This is a genomic window from Pseudomonas sp. GL-B-26 (genome assembly GCF_019947405.1).
Classification (GTDB): domain Bacteria; phylum Pseudomonadota; class Gammaproteobacteria; order Pseudomonadales; family Pseudomonadaceae; genus Aquipseudomonas.
Window position 1 is genome coordinate 25406 of sequence record NZ_JAGYGJ010000020.1, and the last position, 20643, is coordinate 46048.

At 58.1% G+C, this 20643-nt stretch carries 24 protein-coding genes; 6 read left to right on the top strand and 18 right to left on the bottom strand.

The genetic code is table 11. The features are described 5' to 3' along the window. Positions 1 to 8 precede the first annotated feature (8 nt). The 3 genes from KGB23_RS14970 to KGB23_RS14980 are packed head-to-tail and all read right to left on the bottom strand — an operon-like array spanning position 9 to position 1638. Positions 9 to 722 (bottom strand): PilW family protein, encoded by a 714-nt coding sequence (locus KGB23_RS14970; RefSeq protein ID WP_223431648.1) that lies wholly within the window; start codon positions 720 to 722, stop codon positions 9 to 11. Continuing rightward, positions 719 to 1168, bottom strand: coding sequence for a type IV pilus modification protein PilV (pilV, locus tag KGB23_RS14975; RefSeq protein WP_150658194.1), 450 nt, complete (start codon positions 1166 to 1168; stop codon positions 719 to 721). Before pilV ends, KGB23_RS14970 begins: the two co-directional genes overlap by 4 nt. After that, positions 1165 to 1638 carry a GspH/FimT family pseudopilin gene (locus KGB23_RS14980; RefSeq protein WP_150658195.1) on the bottom strand — a complete coding sequence of 158 codons (474 nt, stop codon included), beginning with the start codon at positions 1636 to 1638 and terminating at the stop codon, positions 1165 to 1167. The genes pilV and KGB23_RS14980 overlap by 4 nt, the downstream gene beginning before the upstream one ends. 131 nt (positions 1639 to 1769) lie before the next feature. Between KGB23_RS14980 and KGB23_RS14985 the strand changes: the two genes are divergently transcribed. After that, entirely contained in the window at positions 1770 to 2327 is a 558-nt protein-coding gene (locus KGB23_RS14985) for a GspH/FimT family pseudopilin (protein WP_223431649.1), read from the top strand. Here the strand turns inward: KGB23_RS14985 and ispH are convergent. From ispH to murJ, 6 genes are all read right to left on the bottom strand, one after another. Next, positions 2296 to 3243 (bottom strand): 4-hydroxy-3-methylbut-2-enyl diphosphate reductase, encoded by a 948-nt coding sequence (gene ispH / locus KGB23_RS14990; protein WP_033054296.1) that lies wholly within the window; start codon positions 3241 to 3243, stop codon positions 2296 to 2298. The two genes, KGB23_RS14985 and ispH, sit on opposite strands and share 32 nt — an antisense overlap. Positions 3244 to 3347: 104 nt before the next feature. Continuing rightward, the gene (gene fkpB / locus KGB23_RS14995) at positions 3348 to 3785 is read right to left on the bottom strand and encodes an FKBP-type peptidyl-prolyl cis-trans isomerase (protein WP_176471593.1); all 438 of its coding nucleotides are present in this window, start codon (positions 3783 to 3785) and stop codon (positions 3348 to 3350) included. 7 nt (positions 3786 to 3792) lie between these two features. Beyond that, a complete protein-coding gene (gene lspA / locus KGB23_RS15000) occupies positions 3793 to 4305 on the bottom strand; it encodes a signal peptidase II (RefSeq protein WP_033054294.1) in 513 nt (170 codons plus the stop codon). Next, entirely contained in the window at positions 4298 to 7129 is a 2832-nt protein-coding gene (gene ileS / locus KGB23_RS15005) for an isoleucine--tRNA ligase (RefSeq protein WP_223431650.1), read from the bottom strand. The genes lspA and ileS overlap by 8 nt, the downstream gene beginning before the upstream one ends. After that, positions 7130 to 8080, bottom strand: coding sequence for a bifunctional riboflavin kinase/FAD synthetase (gene ribF, locus KGB23_RS15010; RefSeq protein WP_008154932.1), 951 nt, complete (start codon positions 8078 to 8080; stop codon positions 7130 to 7132). 129 nt (positions 8081 to 8209) lie between these two features. Continuing rightward, on the bottom strand, positions 8210 to 9748 hold the full coding sequence (gene murJ, locus KGB23_RS15015) for a murein biosynthesis integral membrane protein MurJ (protein WP_223431651.1): 1539 nt from the start codon (positions 9746 to 9748) through the stop codon (positions 8210 to 8212). A gap of 252 nt (positions 9749 to 10000) precedes the next feature. Between murJ and rpsT the strand changes: the two genes are divergently transcribed. Continuing rightward, entirely contained in the window at positions 10001 to 10279 is a 279-nt protein-coding gene (gene rpsT, locus KGB23_RS15020) for a 30S ribosomal protein S20 (protein WP_008154937.1), read from the top strand. Between the two features lie 121 nt (positions 10280 to 10400). Here the strand turns inward: rpsT and KGB23_RS15025 are convergent, their stop codons facing one another. The 5 genes from KGB23_RS15025 to rplU all read right to left on the bottom strand — a co-directional run bounded on the left by KGB23_RS15025 (position 10401) and on the right by rplU (position 14144). Beyond that, complete coding sequence (locus KGB23_RS15025; RefSeq protein ID WP_033054290.1) at positions 10401 to 10865, bottom strand: CreA family protein; 465 nt, start codon at positions 10863 to 10865, stop codon at positions 10401 to 10403. Positions 10866 to 10877: 12 nt separating this feature from the next. Beyond that, the gene (proB, locus tag KGB23_RS15030) at positions 10878 to 11996 is read right to left on the bottom strand and encodes a glutamate 5-kinase (RefSeq protein WP_059402007.1); all 1119 of its coding nucleotides are present in this window, start codon (positions 11994 to 11996) and stop codon (positions 10878 to 10880) included. A gap of 123 nt (positions 11997 to 12119) precedes the next feature. After that, positions 12120 to 13343, bottom strand: coding sequence for an Obg family GTPase CgtA (gene cgtA / locus KGB23_RS15035; protein WP_010467530.1), 1224 nt, complete (start codon positions 13341 to 13343; stop codon positions 12120 to 12122). Positions 13344 to 13537: 194 nt separating this feature from the next. Then, positions 13538 to 13795, bottom strand: coding sequence for a 50S ribosomal protein L27 (rpmA, locus tag KGB23_RS15040; protein WP_003176049.1), 258 nt, complete (start codon positions 13793 to 13795; stop codon positions 13538 to 13540). A 34-nt stretch (positions 13796 to 13829) separates the two neighbouring features. After that, positions 13830 to 14144, bottom strand: coding sequence for a 50S ribosomal protein L21 (gene rplU, locus KGB23_RS15045; protein ID WP_003176051.1), 315 nt, complete (start codon positions 14142 to 14144; stop codon positions 13830 to 13832). Positions 14145 to 14384: 240 nt separating this feature from the next. Here rplU and KGB23_RS15050 point away from each other — a divergent pair, with 240 nt between their 5' ends. The 3 genes from KGB23_RS15050 (at position 14385) to KGB23_RS15060 (ending at position 16293) form a co-directional block, all read left to right on the top strand. After that, positions 14385 to 15353 carry a polyprenyl synthetase family protein gene (locus KGB23_RS15050; protein WP_033054288.1) on the top strand — a complete coding sequence of 323 codons (969 nt, stop codon included), beginning with the start codon at positions 14385 to 14387 and terminating at the stop codon, positions 15351 to 15353. 134 nt (positions 15354 to 15487) lie between these two features. Continuing rightward, positions 15488 to 15829: a zinc ribbon domain-containing protein YjdM gene (locus KGB23_RS15055; RefSeq protein ID WP_150658202.1), complete on the top strand. Its 342-nt coding sequence runs from the start codon at positions 15488 to 15490 to the stop codon at positions 15827 to 15829. 206 nt (positions 15830 to 16035) lie between these two features. Then, on the top strand, positions 16036 to 16293 hold the full coding sequence (locus KGB23_RS15060; protein ID WP_223431652.1) for a hypothetical protein: 258 nt from the start codon (positions 16036 to 16038) through the stop codon (positions 16291 to 16293). Between the two features lie 49 nt (positions 16294 to 16342). Here KGB23_RS15060 and KGB23_RS15065 read toward each other — a convergent pair whose 3' ends face one another. The 3 genes from KGB23_RS15065 to KGB23_RS15075 all read right to left on the bottom strand — a co-directional run bounded on the left by KGB23_RS15065 (position 16343) and on the right by KGB23_RS15075 (position 18003). Then, positions 16343 to 16960: an FKBP-type peptidyl-prolyl cis-trans isomerase gene (locus KGB23_RS15065; RefSeq protein ID WP_149418390.1), complete on the bottom strand. Its 618-nt coding sequence runs from the start codon at positions 16958 to 16960 to the stop codon at positions 16343 to 16345. A 121-nt stretch (positions 16961 to 17081) separates the two neighbouring features. After that, entirely contained in the window at positions 17082 to 17381 is a 300-nt protein-coding gene (locus KGB23_RS15070) for a DUF6482 family protein (protein WP_150658204.1), read from the bottom strand. Between the two features lie 133 nt (positions 17382 to 17514). Further along, positions 17515 to 18003, bottom strand: a complete 489-nt coding sequence (locus KGB23_RS15075) for a TIGR00645 family protein (RefSeq protein WP_056742836.1) — start codon at positions 18001 to 18003, stop codon at positions 17515 to 17517. 171 nt (positions 18004 to 18174) lie between these two features. On the opposite strand from KGB23_RS15075, the gene KGB23_RS15080 reads away from it, so the two are divergent. After that, complete coding sequence (locus KGB23_RS15080; RefSeq protein ID WP_223431653.1) at positions 18175 to 20004, top strand: hypothetical protein; 1830 nt, start codon at positions 18175 to 18177, stop codon at positions 20002 to 20004. A gap of 5 nt (positions 20005 to 20009) precedes the next feature. Here KGB23_RS15080 and KGB23_RS15085 read toward each other — a convergent pair whose 3' ends face one another. Beyond that, positions 20010 to 20351, bottom strand: a complete 342-nt coding sequence (locus KGB23_RS15085) for a hypothetical protein (protein WP_008154258.1) — start codon at positions 20349 to 20351, stop codon at positions 20010 to 20012. Positions 20352 to 20643: the final 292 nt, after the last annotated feature.

Sequence of the window (20643 nt, forward strand, 5' to 3'; positions counted from 1 at the left end):
CCCTCCCCTCATGGCAAGCGGTTGCGCAGAGCGGCAACCACGTTGAAGGTTTGGTTGTGTACCCGATTGTTCGGGTCGGTGAGGGTCAATGTCAGGCGAACACTACGAATGCGCGCCGGATCAGAGGGGTTGCTGCTGTAACTGGAGGCAGCCACATCAGTGGCCGAACTGGCGAGGCCGAAGCTCACGTTGAAGGCACTGACGTTGTTCACCAGCACCGCCTGAGCCGGCGTGCCAGTGCCGACACCCATCAGCAGTTGATTGTTGCTGAAGCTGTAGATCAAGCGCCGGATCGGAAACGCCAGCTCGCCCGACGCCGGAACTCGGGTGCCCGTGTAGGCCGTTGCATTGTTCCGACAATCGGAAACCACCGTCCAGGTCGGTACCCCGCCACCGCCGCCGACATCCGCAGTCACCAGGGTCAGTTTGAGGTTGGCATTGTCCCAACTGATCGGCGTTGTCTGGCTGACATTGAAGTCACCCGCCGAGCTCGAGTCGGTGATAGCCCCCAGACATCCGAACATGCCGACCATGCGAATTTCCTGAATCAGTTTGCTCAGTACGAAACGCGCATCTTCCTGCATGGCGGCAGCGGTGCTCTGGCTGACATAGGTGTTCTTGGCCGCGATGAAAATCTGCGCCACGCCCAGGACCACGACCAAACTCAACGCCAGGGCGATCAGTAACTCGATCAGGCCGAAACCTCTGTTGGCCTGGTTCATGGTGTCGACACCGGATCGACTGTGGCGCGACTGGTCAGGACAAAACTGCGCCGCGAATTGGCGATGTTCGCAGCCCGCGAGTCATCCCAGGTGATGGTGATGGTGTACACCCGCTGATTGAGCGTAACGCTTCCGGTGGCAGTGGCGCCGCCGAAATCGACAATGTTGGTGGTGAAGTCGTAGAGGTCCTGATCCCGGGCGACGCTCAGGTTGCCTGAGGTCGGTGGCGTGACGGTGTAGTCGGCACCGGAGTTGGCGCGAATTCGGTCCATCATGTCGTAGGCGATAAAACTGGCCTGGCTGGTCATCCGCGAACTGTCTGTGTACTTCAGCGCGTTGAGCTGAATCGCCGCAGCCCCTAACAGCCCCACGCTCAGAATCAACAACGCAACCAGGACTTCGATCAGCGTCATGCCCTCCTGTGCACGCTTGTTCCATCCCCTCATCCGCAATTTCCACCCAATAGAATTCGTCCGTTCAAACACACATTCAGCGTCCTGCTTTGCGCCCCCAGTACATAGCTGATCACTACCGCCGTGGACGGTGCCGACAACCCACCCAGATTGTTGAAATCGATGGCAGTCACCCCCGAGGTTAGCGTTAGAGTCGCCCCGCTGCTCATCGCTGGAACAACCCGCAATACATTGGCCGGATTGCCAGTACCGTCAAAGACCGTTAATTCCCCGGTCCAGACGCTGCCGCCGGCCGTCGGGCGCAGCCGGGTGGTGACACCACGGTCGATAGCCTCCAGTCGGGCGAAATTGAGTCCGCGTTGCAGATCGCCGATTTCGGTGTCGGCCTTGGTGATTTGCACCGAACGGGTAAACGCCGGTACGGCCAGCGTGATCAGGACCAGAAACACCGCGAGCGCGATCAGCAACTCGATCAGCGTGAAACCTTTTGTACGATGATCCATCGGTGCCCTCCGTTGCCGTCGGCTATACCTGCTTCTACACGCTAGAACATTCGACCGGCAGGTGTTCGGTTGTTTTGCCATAACTCGCGCAGGGATCGCGCGAGCCGCAGTACTCCAGGGAGGGAGATGACATGCATCAGCGAGGTTTCAGCCTGATCGAACTGCTCATGGGACTGACAATTGTCGGTATTGTTCTGCTATTGGTCAGTCCGGCGTTTGCTGCACTGACTGAATCGAACCATCGCGAGCAGGTGGCACAGTCGCTTATCAGCGGTATACGCAACGCCAGAACCGTTGCCATCACACGCAACCAGAGCGTCGTGATTCACGGAATCAACGACGACTGGAGTCAGGGCTGGCGGATCATTCTGGATATCAGTGGTAAAGGCGCGGAGGACAACAGCAATCCGCTGCTGGTTGAGCGCGCGAGTGGCACTCGGGTGCCGATTGTCGGCAATTGGCCGGTCAGGCGATACATACGTTTCAACAGTATTGGCGAGCCACAGATGCCCGGACGGGCCTTTCAAGCGGGGACATTGCACATTTGCGCAGCCCGCGAACCGGTCACTCAGCTCCAGGTGGTGCTGGCCGCGACCGGCCGCGTCAGCCTGCGCAGCCATAAGGCTGAGCAGGCGCTGTGCCCTGGAGGCAAAAGCGTTAAAGCAGGGAGCGGACGCGCAACTCTTTAGGCATGGAGAAGGTGATGTTCTCCTCGCGACCGGCCAGTTCATCGGCGCCGGTAGCACCCCACGCCTGCAACTGCTGGATCACGCCACGCACCAGCACTTCCGGTGCGGAGGCGCCAGCAGTGATGCCGATTCGCTCGACTCCGTCGAACCAGCTCTTTTGCAGGTCTTCGGCACCGTCGATCAGATAGGCCGGGGTAGCCATGCGCTCGGCCAGTTCACGCAGGCGATTGGAGTTGGAGCTGTTCGGGCTGCCGACCACCAGTACCACGTCGCACTCGTCGGCCAGTTGCTTGACCGCGTCCTGACGGTTTTGCGTGGCGTAGCAGATGTCGTCCTTGCGCGGGCCACCGATCGCCGGGAAGCGTGTACGCAGGGCATCGATGACGCGGCTGGTATCGTCCATGGACAGGGTGGTCTGGGTCACGAACGCCAGTTTTTCAGGGTTGTTCACCTGCAAGGCGGCGACGTCTTTCTCGTCTTCGACCAGATAGATCGCGCCACCATTGCTGCCATCGTACTGGCCCATGGTGCCTTCGACTTCCGGGTGACCGGCGTGGCCGATGAGGATGCATTCACGGCCGTCGCGGCTGTAGCGTGCAACTTCGATGTGTACCTTGGTCACCAGCGGGCAGGTGGCGTCGAACACCTTCAGGCCGCGACCGGCGGCTTCGGTACGCACGGCCTGGGAAACACCGTGGGCACTGAAGATCACGATGACGTCGTCCGGTACCTGATCCAGTTCTTCGACGAAGATCGCCCCGCGAGCACGCAGGTCTTCGACGACGAATTTGTTGTGGACCACTTCGTGGCGCACGTAGATCGGCGGCCCGAAGACTTCCAGGGCGCGGTTGACGATTTCGATCGCCCGGTCCACACCGGCGCAGAAGCCACGGGGGTTGGCGAGTTTGATTTGCATGCTGTGCCTCGTGTCTTGCGCGCAAGAAATAGCGAAAACAGTAAAAAACTTCTTACTGTGGGAGCGAGCAGGCTCACTCCCACATTTTGACCGTGTTCGGTCAGTTACAACGATTTGACGTTGATGATCTCGACGTCAAAGGTCAATGTCTTGCCGGCCAGCGGGTGGTTGAAGTCGATGGTCACTTGCTCGTCATCGAATACCTTCACCACACCGGGCAACTCAGTATTGGCCGCATCGTTAAAGATCACCAGCAAGCCCGGCGACAGTTCCATGTCCTTGAACTGCGAGCGCGGGATGATCTGTACGTTCTGCGGGTTGGGTTGGCCAAAAGCGTTTTCCGGCTGAATCGTCAGCGTACGCTTGTCGCCAGCCTTGAAGCCGAACAGCGCAGCTTCGAACCCTGGCAACAGGTTGCCATCACCGACCTTGAAGGTCGCCGGGGCTTTGTCGAAGGTGCTGTCGACGGTGTCGCCGTTCTCCAGGCGCAGTGCAAAGTGCAAAGTGACTTCCGTGTTCTGGCGGATGCGTTGCTCAGCCAATACCTGTTCAGTCATGAACGGCTTCTCCGGTCTTCTTACTTTTGAACATGTCCAGCGCAAGCATTACGGCACCAACAGTGATTGCACTGTCGGCAAAGTTGAACGCCGGGAAATACCAGCGGTTCTGCCAATGCACCAGAATGAAATCGATCACATGGCCCAGGGCAATGCGGTCATACAGATTACCCAGCGCGCCACCCAGCACCAGCGCCAAAGCGACGGCCAGCCAGGTTTCGTTGCGCCCCAGACGCTTGAGCCACACTACCAGCACCGCACTGACCACGACCGCGATCAGGGCAAACAGCCAGCGCTGCCAGCCGGAGCTGTCGGCCAGGAAGCTGAACGCCGCGCCCGTGTTGTAGGCCAGGGTCCAGCTGAACAAATCGGGGATCACCACGATTTGCTGGTACATCTCGAGCTTGCCTTCGAAGTAGAACTTGCTGGCCTGGTCTATGACCAGGACCAGCAAACTCAACCAGAGCCAGCTCAGCCGTCCGAAACGGCCAGCCGCATTAGGCATAGTGACGAACCTCGCCAGCGCCGCTGATGTTGTCGACGCAACGACCGCAGATTTCCGGATGCTCCGGGTTCACACCGACGTCTTCACGGCAGTGCCAGCAACGGGCGCACTTGGCGTGGCTCGACTTGACCACTTGCAGTTTCAAACCGCTGACTTCGGTGACCACGGCATCGGCCGGCGCCTGAACGAACGGTGCAACGGTAGCGGTCGAGGTGATCAGTACGAAGCGCAGTTCGTTGCTCAGCTTGGCCAGGTCGGCGCTCAGCGCCTCTTCGGCGAACAGCGTCACTTCGGCTTGCAGGTTGCCACCGACGGCTTTGGCCGCACGCTGGATTTCCATTTCCTTGTTGACCGCGACTTTCACCGCCATGATCCGCTCCCAGTAGGCGCGGTCCAGCTCGACGTTTTCCGGCAGCTCGGTCAGGCCTTCGTACCAGGTGTTGAGCATTACCGATTCGTTACGCTCGCCCGGCAGGTATTCCCACAGTTCGTCAGCGGTGAATGCCAGGATCGGCGCGATCCAGCGCACCAGCGCTTCGGAGATGTGGTACAGCGCGGTTTGCGCCGAACGGCGGGCCTTGCTGTTGGCACCAGTGGTGTACTGACGGTCCTTGATGATGTCGAGGTAGAAACCGCCCAGCTCCTGCACGCAGAAGTTGTGGATTTTGGAGTAGACGTTCCAGAAGCGGTATTCACCGTAGTGCTCTTGCAACTCGCGTTGCAGCAACAGGGTGCGGTCCACGGCCCAACGGTCCAGCGCCAGCATGTCTTCGGCCGGCAGGATGTCGGTGGCCGGGTTGAAGCCGGTCAGGTTGGAGAGCAGGAAACGCGCGGTGTTACGGATACGCCGATAGGCGTCCGCACTGCGCTGCAGGATCTGCTCGGAAACCGCCATTTCACCCGAGTAATCGGTGGAAGCCACCCACAGACGCATGATGTCGGCGCCCAGGGTGTCGTTGACCTTTTGCGGCGCGATCACGTTGCCCAGGGATTTGGACATCTTGCGGCCGGACTCATCGACGGTGAAGCCGTGAGTCAGCAGCTCGCGGTATGGCGCGTGGTTGTCGATGGCGCAACCGGTCAGCAGCGACGAGTGGAACCAGCCACGGTGCTGGTCCGAACCTTCCAGGTACAGGTCGGCACGTGGACCGGTCTCGTGGCCCATTGGGTGCGAACCGCGCAGAACGTGCCAGTGCGTGGTGCCCGAATCAAACCAGACGTCCAGGGTGTCGCTGATCTTGTCGTATTGCGGCGCTTCGTCACCGAGCAGCTCCGCGGCGTCCATCTTGAACCAGGCCTCGATGCCTTCGACTTCGACGCGCTTGGCGACTTCTTCCATCAATTCGGCAGTACGTGGGTGCAGCTCGCCGCTTTCCTTGTTCAGGAAGAACGGAATCGGCACGCCCCAGTTGCGCTGACGGGAGATGCACCAGTCCGGACGGTTGGCAATCATCGAGTGCAGGCGCGCCTGGCCCCAGGTCGGGACGAACTTGGTCTCTTCGATGGCTTTGATCGCCCGCTTGCGCAGGGTTTCGCCGGTCACAGGTTCTTTGTCCATGCCGATGAACCATTGCGCGGTGGCGCGGTAGATCAGCGGAGTCTTGTGACGCCAGCAGTGCATGTAGCTGTGTTCGATGATGCTGGTGTGCAGCAGCGCACCCACTTCGGTCAACTTGTCGACGATGGCCGGGTTGGCTTTCCAGATGAACTGGCCGCCAAAGAACTCCAGCGACGTCGCGTAAACGCCGTTGCTCTGTACCGGGTTGAGGATGTCGTCGTTGACCATGCCGTACTTCTTGCAGGTCACGAAGTCGTCCACGCCGTAGGCTGGCGAGGAGTGAACCACGCCGGTGCCAGCGCCCAGTTCAACGTACTCGGCCAGGTATACCGGCGACAGACGGTCGTAGAACGGGTGACGGAAGTTGATCAGTTCCAGCTCTTTACCGGTGGTGGTCGCAATGACCGAGCCTTCCAGGCTGTAACGGGCCAGGCACGACTCGACCAGCTCTTCAGCCAGCACCAGCAGTTTGTCGCCGACGTCGACCAGGGCGTAGTTGAATTCCGGGTGAACGTTCAACGCCTGGTTGGCCGGGATGGTCCACGGGGTGGTGGTCCAGATCACGATCGAAGCGGGTTTGCCCAGCGACGGCAGGCCGAAAGCGGCAGCCAGTTTGGCTTCGTCGGCAATCGGGAACGCTACGTCGATGGTCGAGGACTTTTTGTTCTCGTACTCGACTTCCGCTTCAGCCAGGGCCGAACCGCAGTCGAAGCACCAGTTCACAGGCTTCAGGCCCTTGAACACGAAACCGCCCTTGACGATTTCTGCCAAGGCGCGGATTTCACCGGCCTCGTTTTTGAAATCCATGGTCTTGTACGGGTTGGCAAAATCGCCCAACACGCCCAGACGGATGAATTCGGACTTCTGGCCTTCGATCTGCTCGGTGGCGTAGGCACGGCACAGTTCGCGGGTTTTGTCCGCGCCCAGGTTTTTGCCGTGGGTCACTTCGACTTTGTGCTCGATCGGCAGACCGTGGCAGTCCCAGCCCGGAACATAAGGCGCATCGAAACCCGACAGGGTTTTCGAGCGGATGATCATGTCCTTGAGAATCTTGTTCAGCGCATGACCGATGTGAATCGTGCCGTTGGCGTACGGAGGACCGTCGTGAAGTACGAACTTCGGACGATCCTTGCCAATCTCGCGCAACTTACCGTACAGGCCAATGCTGTCCCAGCGCTGCAGAATCTGCGGTTCGCGCTGAGGCAGGCCGGCCTTCATTGGGAAGGCGGTGTCCGGAAGGTTTAGCGTGGCTTTATAGTCGGTCATTTAAGGCTCTTCATTAGCGATTGGCGCTAGGTGCGACAGGGCACGGGCGGCGGCAACATCCGCATTGATCGCCGTCTTAAGCGCCTCCAGAGAGGCGAAACGCTGCTCTTCACGCAGCTTGTGGTGGAAAACCACCGTCAAACGCCGGTCATACAGATCGCCGGCAAAATCTAAAAGATGCACTTCGAGGTGGGCTTTGCCATCACCTTGAACGGTTGGCCGCACGCCAATGTTGGCGACGCCTGGCCAGGTCTTGCCGTCGATGTCGACGTTGACCAGGTAAACCCCGGTCAGCGGCACGCGACGACGCTTGAGTTGTATGTTGGCCGTGGGCGTACCCAACTGACGCGCCAGCTTCTGGCCATGCAGGACCCTCCCGGCAATCCGGAACGGACGCCCGAGCAGTCGCTCGGCCAAGGCAAAATCGGCAGCGGCCAGGGCATTGCGGACCTGGGTGCTGCTGACGCGAATACCGTCCAGCTCCACGGTTTGCGCCGCTTCGACGGTAAAGCCTTGCAGGACGCCTGCCTGTTGCAGGAAATCGAAATCCCCTACCCGGTCGCAGCCGAAACGGAAGTCGTCACCGACCTCAAGATGTTGTACACCGAGGCCGTCCACCAGAATGGTATCGACGAATTCGGCGGCGCTGAGCTTGCTCAAGCGCTGGTTGAAGGCCAGGCACAGGACCCGGTCGACACCTTCCTCGGCCAGCAGCTGCAGTTTGTCCCGCAGCCGGGCCAGACGGGCCGGCGCCGTGTCCGGCGCGAAGAACTCTCGCGGCTGCGGCTCAAAAATCACCACGCAGCTGGGCACGCCCAACTCGAGCGCACGCTCACGGAGCCTCGCCAGGATAGCCTGGTGGCCACGGTGAACACCGTCAAAGTTGCCAATAGTGGCGACACAGCCCCGATGCTGGGGGCGCAAGTTGTGGAGGCCTCGAACCAGCTGCATAACGCGCTTCTTGCTCATAAAGTGGTCGATTATAACCACACCCGGCGGCCGACGACAGGCAACACCGTAACCCAAAGTGATCGAGCCGACAAAACCGTCGATTCGCCCGTGTTTATCGAGGTCGTGACCTCAGCTCAGCGCTTTGCGATTGAAGTCTCGCAAACGGAAGCCCATCAACAGCAACATGCCGAAATAAGCCACCACACCGGCAACGACCAATGCGCCCAGACGCAAGAACCGCTCCAGCATATGCCCCTGATCCCAGGCTGGCATGAAATGCATTCCGACCAGTAACACAGCAGACATCACCAACACTGCTATCACCAGCTTGAAGCCGAACTTCGCCCAACCCGGTTGCGGCTCATACATCTGCTGCTTGCGCAGCTGATAGAACAGCAGGCTGGCGTTAATGCACGCGCCGATGCTGATGGCCAGTGCCAGGCCGGCGTGGGCCAGCGGACCGATCAACACCAGGTTGAACAATTGGGTAACGATCAGGGTGAAAATCGCGATTTTTACCGGAGTGCGGATGTTTTGTTGCGCATAAAAGCCCGGCGCCAGCACTTTGATCACGATAATCCCGAGCAAACCGACCGAATAAGCGATCAGCGCCCGCTGGGTCATGGAGGCGTCAAACGCGCTGAACTGGCCGTACTGGAACAAAGAAACCGTCAGCGGCTCGGCGAGAATCCCCAGTGCCAGGGAGCACGGCAACACCAGCATGAAGCACAGACGCAGACCCCAATCGAGGATCCGCGAGTATTCCTGGCGATCCTTGCTTGCGTAGGTCTTGGCCAGGGTCGGCAGGAGAATCGTACCCAGCGCCACGCCCAGCACACCGGACGGTAATTCCATCAAACGGTCGGCGTAGTACATCCATGACACGGAACCGGCGACCAGGAACGAGGCGAAAATGGTGTTGATGATCAGCGAAATCTGGCTCACGGACACACCGAGAATCGCCGGCAGCATTTGTTTTATGACCCGCCAGACGCCGCTGTCACGCAGGTTCAGTCGTGGCAACACCAGCAGGCCGATCTTTTTCAAGTGCGGCAGCTGATAGAGCAATTGCGCCAGACCACCCGCCAGTACTGCCCAGCCCAGCGCCATGACCGGCGGATCGAAGTACGGCGTCAGGAACACCGAAAAGATGATCATGCTGACGTTGAGCAGGGTCGGCACGAAGGCCGGCACCGAGAAGCGGTTATAGGTGTTGAGGATCGCCCCGGCCAATGAAGACAGGGAGATCAGCAATATGTAAGGAAAGGTCACCCGCAACAGACTGGCCGTCAGCTCGAATTTTTCCGGCGTGTCGGTGAAGCCCGGCGCGGTCACCCAGATGACCCACGGCGCAGCGATCATGCCCAACGCGGTGACCAACGCCAGCACCAGCGTCAGCAGGCCCGAGACGTAGGCAATGAAGGTTCGCGTCGCCTCCTCGCCCTTCTGGCTTTTATATTCAGCAAGAATCGGCACGAATGCCTGGGAAAAAGCCCCTTCGGCGAAGATCCGCCGCAGCAGATTGGGCAATTTGAAGGCGATAAAGAAGGCGTCAGTCGCCATCCCGGCGCCAAATGTGCGCGCAATGAGAGTGTCACGAACGAACCCCAGAATCCGGGAAAGCATCGTGATAGAGCTGACGGCGGCCAACGATTTGAGCAGATTCATTGAAAGAGTTTGTGCCTGTCGATAAACAGCAGGCGAACAAAGCGCCTACTTATGCGATACTCCGCGCCGCAGCAGCACAGAGCCAAAGCTCGCGAGTTTACAGGTCAAGCGCCGGAAATAAATATCCCGCCTCTTTATACCTACCACTTAGCGGAACGTCTCAACCGCCCTTGACAAGACATCAACTCATCGGCATGATTCGCGGCCTATTTTGTTTGCTATTTCCTAAAAAGTCTTTCGAGGAGCTCGACGGTGGCCAACACACCTTCCGCCAAAAAACGTGCAAAACAGGCTGAGAAGCGTCGCAGCCACAACGCCAGCCTGCGTTCCATGGTTCGTACCTACATCAAGAATGTAGTTAAGGCCATCGACGCAAAAGACGCTGAAAAAGCTCAAGCTGCTTACGTTCTGGCCGTGCCAGTTATCGACCGTATGGCCGATAAAGGCATCATCCACAAGAACAAGGCTGCTCGTCATAAGAGCCGCCTGAACGGTCACGTCAAGGCTCTGAACCTTGCTGTTGCCGCATAAGCGATAAGCTTGTTAAAAAACCGACCCTAGGGTCGGTTTTTTATTGCCTGCGATTTAGTAAACCCAGCGCAAAAAAAATGGGAAGGGGCAGCCCCTTCCCATACTTTTGATCTTCTTTGGATTACTGAGCCTGCGCCCACGGCAGGATAGGGATGGCGGTGACCGCATTCTGCGGACTGCCTTCGATCACACGATCGCTATAGACCAGGTACACCAGCGTATTGCGCTTCTTGTCGAGGAATCGCACCACCTGCATGGTCTTGAACACCAGTGACGTGCGCTCCTTGAACACCTCGTCACCATCCTTCAACTCGCCTTTGAAGCTGATCGGCCCGACCTGACGACAAGCGATAGACGCTTCTGCACGATCTTCAGCCAACCCCAAACCACCCTTCACGCCACCCGTCTTGGCCCGCGACAGGTAGCAGGTCACACCCTCAACCTTTGGATCATCAAACGCCTCAACGACGATGCGGTCGTTCGGACCGACAAACTTGAACACCGTCGACACCTGACCAATCTCCTCAGCCGAGGCCAGCAGCGGCATCGCCAACAGCAGACCCAACAATCCTTTTGCCACGCGCATTCAGGTATTCCTTCAGACCAGGATCAGGTTATCGCGATGAACCAGTTCCGGCTCCGCCATATAACCTAACAGACCGACAATCGCCTCAGACGACTGACCGATGATTTTTTGTGCTTCCAGCGCGCTGTAGTTGGCCAGGCCTCGGGCAATCTCACGACCGTCCGGCGCCACGCAAACCACCATCTCGCCACGACGGAAGCTGCCCTGGACCAGCTTGACACCCACAGGCAGCAAACTTTTGTTGCCTTTGGACAGCGCCGTCACCGCGCCAGCATCCAGCACAAGCGTGCCGCGGGTTTGCAGGTGCCCGGCCAGCCACTGCTTGCGCGCTGCCAACAGGCCGCGCTCAGGCGACAGCAAGGTGCCGATGCGCTCGCCCGCCTTGAGGCGATCCAGCACGCGCTCAATACGCCCACCAACGATGATGGTATGCGCACCGGAACGAGCCGCCAGCCGAGCAGCACGCAATTTGGTCTGCATGCCGCCACGCCCCAGCGCACCACCCGTACCGCCCGCCACCGCATCCAGCGCCGGATCATCGGCGCGCGCCTCGTAAATCAGATTGGCGTTAGGGTTGTTGCGCGGATCGGCGTCAAACATGCCATCGCGATCGGTAAGGATCACCAGCAAGTCAGCTTCGACCAGGTTGGCTACCAGCGCCGCGAGCGTGTCGTTGTCACCGAAACGGATTTCATCAGTGACCACGGTGTCGTTCTCGTTGATCACCGGAATAACCTTCAGCTCGACCAACGCGCGCAAGGTGCTGCGGGCGTTCAGGTAGCGCTTGCGGTCGGACAAGTCATCGTGGGTCAGGAGAATCTGCGCGGTATGCCGGCCATGCTCGGCAAAGCTCGACTCCCAGGCCTGCACCAACCCCATCTGACCGATGGCGGCAGCGGCCTGCAACTCGTGCATCGCACTGGGTCGCACGGTCCAGCCCAAGCGACTCATGCCGGCCGCCACCGCTCCGGAGGACACCAGCACCAACTCGACGCCAGCCTCATGCAAAGCCACCATCTGCTCAACCCAAACACCCATTGCCGCGCGATCCAGGCCCTTGCCGTCCGCCGTCAGCAAAGCGCTGCCGATCTTCACGACCCAACGCTGCGCACCTGTCACCTTGCTCCGCATCATCTTCAACCTTAGCTTGAGGACAGCGCGACCCAGCGCTGCCCGTAACGTTATTCGTGACTACCGATTTCCAGATACTAAAACGCCGCTCTAGTGAGCGGCGTTTTAGTTTATCGCAACGAATCAGTCACGCACGTAAATGATTTCCGGACCGTCTTCGTCATCCACATCTTCTTCGTCCCAATCATCGTCGCCGATGTCGTGGACCGACTTCACGCCGCTACGGCGCAGGGCACGCTGGTCATCCAGGGCCTGCAACTGAGCACGGGCCTCGTCTTCGATGCGCTGATCGAGTTCGGCCAATTCTTCTTTGTAAACCGGGTCATTAGCCAGGCGATCAGCACGGTCTTCCATGTAACGCATGATGTCGTGGCAAAGACGCTCGGTGCCCAGCTTGGAGATGGCCGAGATCACGTAGACCGGACCAGTCCATTCCAGGCGATCAACGATCTCCTTGACGCGAGCGTCATGCTCTTCTTCGAGGATCTGGTCGCACTTGTTCAGCACCAACCAACGATCACGCTCTGCCAGGGACGGGCTGAACTTGGTCAGTTCGCTGACGATCACTTCCGCAGCATCCGGGGCGCTGGCGTCATCCAGCGGCGCCATGTCCACGAGGTGCAGCAGCAGACGGGTACGCGACAAGTGCTTGAGGAAGCGAATCCCCAGACCTGCGCCATCGGAAGCACCTTCGATCAGACCCGGAATGTCCGCGACCACGAAGCTTTTCCAGCGATCGACACTGACCACACCCAGGTTCGGTACCAGCGTGGTGAACGGGTAGTCGGCGACTTTCGGCTTGGCGGCCGACACCGAACGAATGAAAGTACTTTTGCCAGCGTTCGGCAAGCCCAGCAGACCGACGTCAGCCAACACCTTCATTTCCAGCTTCAGATCACGCGCCTCACCCGGCTTACCCGGAGTGGTCTGACGCGGAGCACGGTTGGTACTGGACTTGAATCGGGTGTTACCCAGACCGTGCCAGCCGCCGTGAGCCACCAGCAGTTTCTGGCCAGCCTTGGTCAGGTCGCCGATCACTTCCTGAGTAGCGGAATCGATAACAGTCGTGCCGACCGGAACACGCAGCACCAGCTCCTCACCTTTCTTGCCGGTGCAGTCAGTGCTGCCGCCGTTGGAACCACGCTCGGCATCAAAGTGCCGGGTGTAACGGTAGTCCACCAGGGTGTTGAGGTTTTCGTCGGCGATCATGTAGACCGAGCCGCCATCACCACCGTCACCGCCGTTCGGGCCGCCGTTTTCAATGAATTTTTCGCGACGGAAGCTCATGCAACCGTTGCCGCCATCACCGGCCTTTACTCGAATCGATACTTCATCAACAAACTTCATAACAAAACGCCTCTCGTCATACGGACGAGCCGAAAAACACTAAGACATAAGACTCTTGCAAAAATGAGCGCAGCGACCTCAATCAACGACCGCAAATCCAGCGCCGGAGCCCATCACAAACAGCTTTGCAAGAGACTCACCCCACAAACGAAAAAGCCCCGTCGCAAGACAGGGCTTTTCCAGCGATCTCGCAATTAAGCTGCGACAACGCTCACGTAACGGCGGTTGAACGCGCCCTTTACTTCAAACTTGATCACGCCTTCGATTTTCGCGAAGAGGGTGTGATCTTTACCCATGCCAACGCCGTAGCCAGCGTGGAATTGGGTGCCGCGCTGACGCACGATGATGTTGCCCGGAATGATTTTCTGGCCGCCATACATCTTCACGCCAAGGCGTTTGGCTTCTGAGTCGCGACCGTTACGGGTACTACCACCAGCTTTTTTGTGTGCCATGAGTCAATTCTCCTAGTGAGGAATTAGGCTGAAATTAAGCCTGAATACCGGTGATTTTGATCTCGGTGTACCACTGGCGGTGGCCCATACGCTTCATGTGGTGCTTACGACGACGGAACTTGATGATGCGGACTTTATCGTGACGACCTTGGGAGATCACTTCAGCCACAACGGTAGCGCCAGCAACAACTGGAGCGCCGATGTTCACGTCATCGCCATTGGCGACCAACAGAACGCGATCAAAAGTAACGGATTCGCCGGTAGCGATTTCCAGTTTTTCAATCTTCAGGTATTCACCTGGGGCGACTTTGTACTGCTTGCCACCAGTAACAATTACTGCGTACGACATGGTATTTCTCCGATAATCCTGCTCACCCAGCTCTTTATAAGAAGAGGTATTGGCTGGCATGGCTGCATTGGGCTGGAAGGCCTGTTTGCAATTGCGTAAGGCAGGTGCTGCCCAGGAAGTTCAGGGTGCGCGATTGTACGCAAGCTGCCGGGGCGATGCAAGAGGCCGTCCATCGTACCTTGACACCCGCCGACGTGGGTCCTAGCATGCCGCGCAACCCTTCTGGAGCAACTGTCGCTGATGCAACCCCAAGCTTTCTACCGCGCGGTGGCGGACGATTTTAGCGCCGTCGACGGCATCATCAAGAAGCAGCTGACTTCCCGAGTGCCGCTGGTATCGAAAATCGGCGATTACATTACCTCGGCTGGCGGTAAACGCCTGCGCCCTCTATTGGTGTTGCTGTGTGGCAAGGCTCTGGGTCGCGAAGGCGATGACCTGCGCCTGCTGGCGGCAACCATCGAATTCCTGCACACCGCGACCTTGCTGCACGACGACGTGGTCGACATGTCCGGCATGCGCCGTGGCCGCTCGACCGCGAACGCCATGTGGGGCAACGCTCCTAGCGTGCTGGTGGGCGACTTCCTGTATTCGCGGTCCTTCGAAATGATGGTCGAACTGGGCTCCATGCCGGTGATGAAAATCCTTTCGCAAGCCACGCGCATCATCGCCGAAGGCGAAGTGTTGCAGCTGTCGAAGGTCCGCGACGCCAGCACCACTGAAGAAACCTACATGGAAGTCATCCGCGGCAAAACCGCGATGCTCTTTGAGGCCTCGACACACAGTGCTGCAGCGCTCTGCGAAGCGACATCGGAACAGTCAGAAGCCCTGCGTACATTCGGCGATCATCTGGGCGTGGCGTTCCAATTGGTCGACGACCTGCTGGACTATAAAGGCGACGCCGAAACCCTGGGCAAGAACGTCGGTGACGATCTGGCTGAAGGCAAACCGACCCTGCCGCTGATCTACACCATGCGCGAAGGCACGCCGGAGCAGGCTGCACTGGTGCGCAAGGCGATCCAGAAAGGCGGCATTGAAGACCTGGAAAGCATCCGCGAAGCCGTGGAAGCCTCAGGTTCGCTGGATTACACCGCCCAACTGGCCCGTGACTACGTGGCCCGTGCGATCAAGTGCCTCGATGCGCTGCCTGCCAGCGAATACCGCGATGCTCTGGTCGAGTTGAGCGAATTTGCGGTCGCCCGTACGCACTGATTTTTACAGCAAGATCAAAAGATCGCAGCCTACGGCAGCTCCTATGGGGCTGCGATTTTTTGCTGTGTGCCCCTCCTCCGATAAAACCCTATATAATATGCGCTTTTTAGCGATCCTGAATCCAAGGAGCTTTAGTGAGCACGTTGCCACCCTGCCCAAAATGCAATTCCGAATACACCTACGAAGACGGCGCCCAGCTGATCTGCCCTGAGTGCGCACACGAGTGGTCCGCCAGCGGCGAAGCCGAAGCAGTGTCCGATGACAACGTGAAAAAGGATTCGGTCGGCAACGTCCTGCAGGACGGCGACACCATCACCGTGATCAAGGACCTCAAGGTCAAAGGCACGTCGCTGGTGGTCAAGGTCGGCACCAAGGTCAAGAACATCCGCCTGTGCGATGGTGATCACGACATCGACTGCAAGATCGACGGCATCGGCCCGATGAAGCTCAAATCCGAGTTCGTCAGAAAAGTCTGAATCTGCTGTATTCCATCCCGCGTCCTGCGTGGGATGGTGCTTCGCCCTCCCCCGCTTCGCCCAACAATCCCTCGCAATAGCCAAACGCCAGACGTTTTGACCTTACGTAACCTTTACCCTTAAAAAAACACAAACCACCAATAGGTCCTTGCTATTTCATGAATAAGAATTATTCTCATTGAAACCCATCAATGGAGATGAGCCCCATGACTTATTTGATCGATGCCTGGCTGGACCGCCCACACCCTTACCTCAAGATCCTGCATCGGGAAACCGGGGAAGTCTGTGCGGTGCTTGAAGAAGAAGCCTTGAATGAGCTGCAGGATCAGGGTGATCTGGACGTCAACGGCTTGAGTTCCAGCGAGCCGGTGGTGCTCAAGGAACTGGTGCGCAATCTGTTTCTGTTCTGCTATGCCCGGGCATTGCGCCCGACAAGCGAACTGCACCACAAGATCGAAATATGAGAAACGCTGAAAAACCCTGTAGGGGCAGAGCTCCTACAGGGTTACGGTCTTACAGAACGTCGAGCAGTTCGACGTCGAATACCAGTACGCTGTGCGGCGGAATGCTGCCAACGCCTTGAGCGCCGTAAGCCAGTTCGCTCGGCACGTACAGACGCCATTTGCTGCCGGCATTCATCAGTTGCAGGGCTTCGGTCCAGCCAGCGATCACGCCGCCAACCGGGAATTCTGCAGGCTGACCACGATCGTAGGAGCTGTCGAACACAGTGCCGTCGATCAGGGTGCCGTGGTAGTGAGTGCGCACTTGATCTTCACGGGTTGGCTTGGCGCCTTCACCGGCAGTCAGTACTTCGAATTGCAGGCCGGAAGCCAGGGTGGTGATGCCGTCACGCTTGGCGTTTTCAGCCAGGAATGCCAGGCCTTCGCCAGCAGCGGCTTCAGCTTTGGCGGCTGCTTCAGCTTGCATGATTTCGCGAATGACCTTGAAGCTCGCGGACATTTCTTCCTGACCCACACGGCTTTCCTTGCCGGCGAAAGCGTCGGTCAGACCTGCCAGGATCGCGTCCAGGCTAACGCCCGGTGGCGGGTTGTCGCGCAGTTGATCGCCCAGCTGACGGCCAATACCGTAGCTGACGCGGGTTTCGTCGGTGGACAGATTTACTTCGGACATGACACTGCTCCGCTGTGCGGACGGCCCTGGAACTTGCCGTGCGTACACAGCGCGTCCCGGAGCGCCCGGAACCAAAAGGGCCAGCAGACTAGCACAGATGCCATTGCGTTGATGAGGGGCGTCAGTGCTGACACCCGATCGGGACCTTCAGACTCTCTTCGGTGCTGCCCCCCATCCCGCACATTTCGTCATGAACCGAAGTGTGCACAAGGTTGAATGGCAAGTTGGGGAAGGAATGAAGCAATTCACGCGCATGCTCGACCGATCGCAGATGAAACGTCTCGCCGCGAGCATCACTCAATGGATACGCCGCGCCGTGCATCCGTGCTTCCAGCAGGTAGATCCCGCCTTCCATCGAGATCAGGTTGAGCTCATCGATCTTCCCGGCGATGGCATAGGCATTCAACTCTTGCAGGTTCATGAACACACCTCACGCAATGGCGAGCCAAGATCCTTACAGGCATAGGCCTCGGCGCATCAAAGTACAAGCCACAAACGACACCGCCCGTCTGTTTCGCAACAGACGGGCGGTTTGGTATAGCGGTACAAGGCGATCAGTGCTTGGTCAGCTTATCCAGATAACCCATGGCAAACGCCGAAATCACGAAGGTCATGTGGATGACCACGTACCACTTCAAATGCTCGGGATCGACGTTCTTGGCGTCCATGAAAATCCGCAGCAGGTGAATGGAAGAAATGGCCACGATGGAAGCGGCCACCTTCATCTTCAATGAAGAGGAATCCATGGTGCCCAGCCAGTTGAGCTTTTCCTTGTCGTCGTCGATATCCAGTTGGGAAACGAAGTTCTCGTAACCGGAAATCATCACCATCACCAGCAAACCGCCTACCAGCGCCATGTCGATCAGTGACAGCAGCACCAGAATCAGATCCGACTCGGCCATCGAGAACACGTTAGGGATGACGTGGAAGACTTCCTGGAAGAATTTCAGCGCCAGGGCCAGCAGCCCAAGGGACAGACCGAAGTAGATCGGCGCCAGCAGCCAGCGGCTGGCGTACATTGCATTTTCGATAAAGCGTTCCATTGACTCTCACACGTGGGGTTGAAAATGGCGGCGAGTATACCAGCCGCCTGTCTATACCCAGAAGCAGCCAGAAACCGTCGGGAAATCCGCAACCTGCGCGTGTGTGACAAGGTTTTTCTGCTAGTGTCCAAAGCATCGAAAGCTCAGCGACATCGGACAGGAAGACGGGAAATGGATGTGCGATTGCCTTTAACGAGCGCCGGCATTTGCCTGGCTTTGCTGATGAGCGCTTGCTCACCCAGCGATGAGAAGCGCCAGGTCAGCCTCGAGGAAAAGATGGCGCAGTTCGAGAAATCTCTGGATGCGATTCAGGACCCAAAACTCAAGGATGCCGTGGCTGAACTCGGCGGCTCACTGTTGCTGCTCGAGCGTGCGCAACTCAAGCTCGACAGCAAACCGGTGGAAACAGAATATGGCGAAGACGCCCTCGCCGTCCTCAAGCACTATCCGACGCCCCAAGCCTTGGTCGACACGTACATCAACGGTCTGTTCGTGCTGCACAAAGACTCCAGTTCCGACTATCTGACCGATCTGCAACCGGTGTTCCCCTTCAACTTCAACATTCCGGTCGCGTTTCTCTTTCCCTATAGCCTTGAATGGCAATCGGTGACTTTGAGCAACAAACGCGTCATCCCGTTTCAGCCGGAATGGTCAGAAACCGATCCTGGAATTCAACTGAGCCCATCGAGTTCAAACCTGACCAACCCCGACGACCTGACGGTGACCTACCCCTTCATCGATGGGCTGGGTGTAGAAAACAAAAACCAGCCACAACCGGTGAGCCTGCAAGGCAAGGTAGAAGTGATCGCGCCGCGCCGACTCTACAGCTTCGACCTGACGAAAAAGGACGTTGGCCAGACTCGCACCAACGACAACCTCAGCGTCACCCTGCTGAACCTTGCAAACAATTACGCCGAAATCGAATTCAACAACAGCGCGCCACAGGCCCCCGAGGTCGGCGAAACACCGCTGATCCCGCTGATCGTCCAGGCCAAGGACAGCACCGGGCAATTTCTCGCGCGCGCAGGCTCGATCAACGAAACCGCCGCACAAATTGCCTTTTATCAAAAGCAACTGGCGAAAATGCAAAAGCAGAAAGCCTGGAGCGAGAGCTTCGAGAAACAGATCAATGAAGAGCAGCGCGCCTTCGAGAAGCAACAGAGCCACCATTATTCCAAGGTGTACTTCAACGGGCCGATCGAAACTCTTGAGGTCAGCGTACTGGACTTTTCAACCGCCACGGTGACCCGCAAGGACTTGAACCTGCCGGTACTTCGCTTCGATCCACACACCACGCAAAAGACCATCCAGCCACTGACGCTGCCAGTGGTGGTGTACGACGACCAGGCCCCGATCTGGCTCAAGGGCGCCACACTTGGCGAGGAACAACTGAAAAAGAGTGTCAGCATCAGTCAGTCGGTCGAAGACCCCAGCGCCGCACGTATCGAGTTCGATCACCCCAAAAGCTTCAATGATGAGCTGCTCGGCACTTCCTTCAGCCCCGGCGAAAGCCCGGTCAGTTTCTTTACCGAGGACGGTAACGGCAAACGCGATGAGCCGATCGAATTGCCGCCTGAGGCTTACCAGGTCGACCCCCTGCGCGGCACCATCACCTACGACTTGAACCTGTTTCCAGAAACCCCGGCTTACGCGGTGGGTTCCATGCCGCTGTTTCTCGCCACCGTCGAAAAGAAAACCATCGACGCCCACCAGTTGCCCAAAGGGCTGGTACTCAAGGGCAATGCGCTGGTGGTTGATCTGAAGCAGTTTCCCGCCCAGGACTGGCGTTTCTTCGCCAAGGACGACAGCGGCAATTATCTGAAGGAGATTCTTTCGGTCAGCCACGATGCGAGCGCAGAAGGCCCGGCATTATTGAGGGTGCATTACTTCTACGGGCAGCCTGCCCGTCTGGAAACCTATCAACGAACCGATCTCTCCACCGTGCAATATGGCTTCGAGGTCAAACTCGACAAGGCGGACACATCCAACCTTGCTCAATAGCCTGTTCAGTGCTCGGGCCGAAACTCGAAACCTCCAGTGTTGCGGCAGCGGCCACCATTGATTTCCCGCAGCTGAGCTTGCAGGTGCAGGCACCAGATTTGCGGATCATCGGCCAGTTCATAGCCGTGCAGTGTGAGACTTTCAACAATGGTGTCGAGGATCGACTCAGCCACAAAGGGGCCATGAAACGGGCCCTGGGCTTTAATTGCAGAAGGTTGTTCGCCGGCCATTCCGGCGGCGAAGAGTAAGGTCCACATGCCCGTATCCCCCGCCAATGGGCGGATGGCACACTCGATACGGGTCACAAGGCCCAGGCATTGACGGGTGAGGCAGAGGTTGCGCGACATGGCGGCGACCCTCGGTAGATCCGGTATTCAGCCCCCACGGGAGGGCTGTCTCGATCCAGTGATTACTGTCGATATCCTTGACCTGAGAATAGAAGAAAAGTTTGACTAGCACGTCAAGTGAGACCAGAAGGCGCCGAATGGTCATTGTGTGAATATTGACGTCAGAGTGATGGCACTTTTTCATGATTCACCCAATTCAAATGTAGGAGCGAGCCTGCTCGCGATAGCGGACTGTCAGCCAACAGAGATGTTGAATGTCAGTGCCTCATCGCGAGCAAGCTCGCTCCCACAG

What these genes read in the sequence shown, in the direction of transcription:
- KGB23_RS14970 (WP_223431648.1), bottom strand. Translation starts at nt 722, where the DNA reads ATGAACCAGGCCAACAGAGGTTTCGGCCTGATCGAGTTACTGATCGCC.
- pilV (WP_150658194.1), bottom strand. Translation starts at nt 1,168, where the DNA reads ATGAGGGGATGGAACAAGCGTGCACAGGAGGGCATGACGCTGATCGAA.
- KGB23_RS14980 (WP_150658195.1), bottom strand. Translation starts at nt 1,638, where the DNA reads ATGGATCATCGTACAAAAGGTTTCACGCTGATCGAGTTGCTGATCGCG.
- KGB23_RS14985 (WP_223431649.1), top strand. Translation starts at nt 1,770, where the DNA reads ATGCATCAGCGAGGTTTCAGCCTGATCGAACTGCTCATGGGACTGACA.
- ispH (WP_033054296.1), bottom strand. Translation starts at nt 3,243, where the DNA reads ATGCAAATCAAACTCGCCAACCCCCGTGGCTTCTGCGCCGGTGTGGAC.
- lspA (WP_033054294.1), bottom strand. Translation starts at nt 4,305, where the DNA reads ATGCCTAATGCGGCTGGCCGTTTCGGACGGCTGAGCTGGCTCTGGTTG.
- ileS (WP_223431650.1), bottom strand. Translation starts at nt 7,129, where the DNA reads ATGACCGACTATAAAGCCACGCTAAACCTTCCGGACACCGCCTTCCCA.
- ribF (WP_008154932.1), bottom strand. Translation starts at nt 8,080, where the DNA reads ATGCAGCTGGTTCGAGGCCTCCACAACTTGCGCCCCCAGCATCGGGGC.
- murJ (WP_223431651.1), bottom strand. Translation starts at nt 9,748, where the DNA reads ATGAATCTGCTCAAATCGTTGGCCGCCGTCAGCTCTATCACGATGCTT.
- KGB23_RS15025 (WP_033054290.1), bottom strand. Translation starts at nt 10,865, where the DNA reads ATGCGCGTGGCAAAAGGATTGTTGGGTCTGCTGTTGGCGATGCCGCTG.
- proB (WP_059402007.1), bottom strand. Translation starts at nt 11,996, where the DNA reads ATGCGGAGCAAGGTGACAGGTGCGCAGCGTTGGGTCGTGAAGATCGGC.
- cgtA (WP_010467530.1), bottom strand. Translation starts at nt 13,343, where the DNA reads ATGAAGTTTGTTGATGAAGTATCGATTCGAGTAAAGGCCGGTGATGGC.
- rpmA (WP_003176049.1), bottom strand. Translation starts at nt 13,795, where the DNA reads ATGGCACACAAAAAAGCTGGTGGTAGTACCCGTAACGGTCGCGACTCA.
- rplU (WP_003176051.1), bottom strand. Translation starts at nt 14,144, where the DNA reads ATGTCGTACGCAGTAATTGTTACTGGTGGCAAGCAGTACAAAGTCGCC.
- KGB23_RS15050 (WP_033054288.1), top strand. Translation starts at nt 14,385, where the DNA reads ATGCAACCCCAAGCTTTCTACCGCGCGGTGGCGGACGATTTTAGCGCC.
- KGB23_RS15060 (WP_223431652.1), top strand. Translation starts at nt 16,036, where the DNA reads ATGACTTATTTGATCGATGCCTGGCTGGACCGCCCACACCCTTACCTC.
- KGB23_RS15065 (WP_149418390.1), bottom strand. Translation starts at nt 16,960, where the DNA reads ATGTCCGAAGTAAATCTGTCCACCGACGAAACCCGCGTCAGCTACGGT.
- KGB23_RS15070 (WP_150658204.1), bottom strand. Translation starts at nt 17,381, where the DNA reads ATGAACCTGCAAGAGTTGAATGCCTATGCCATCGCCGGGAAGATCGAT.
- KGB23_RS15075 (WP_056742836.1), bottom strand. Translation starts at nt 18,003, where the DNA reads ATGGAACGCTTTATCGAAAATGCAATGTACGCCAGCCGCTGGCTGCTG.
- KGB23_RS15080 (WP_223431653.1), top strand. Translation starts at nt 18,175, where the DNA reads ATGGATGTGCGATTGCCTTTAACGAGCGCCGGCATTTGCCTGGCTTTG.
- KGB23_RS15085 (WP_008154258.1), bottom strand. Translation starts at nt 20,351, where the DNA reads ATGTCGCGCAACCTCTGCCTCACCCGTCAATGCCTGGGCCTTGTGACC.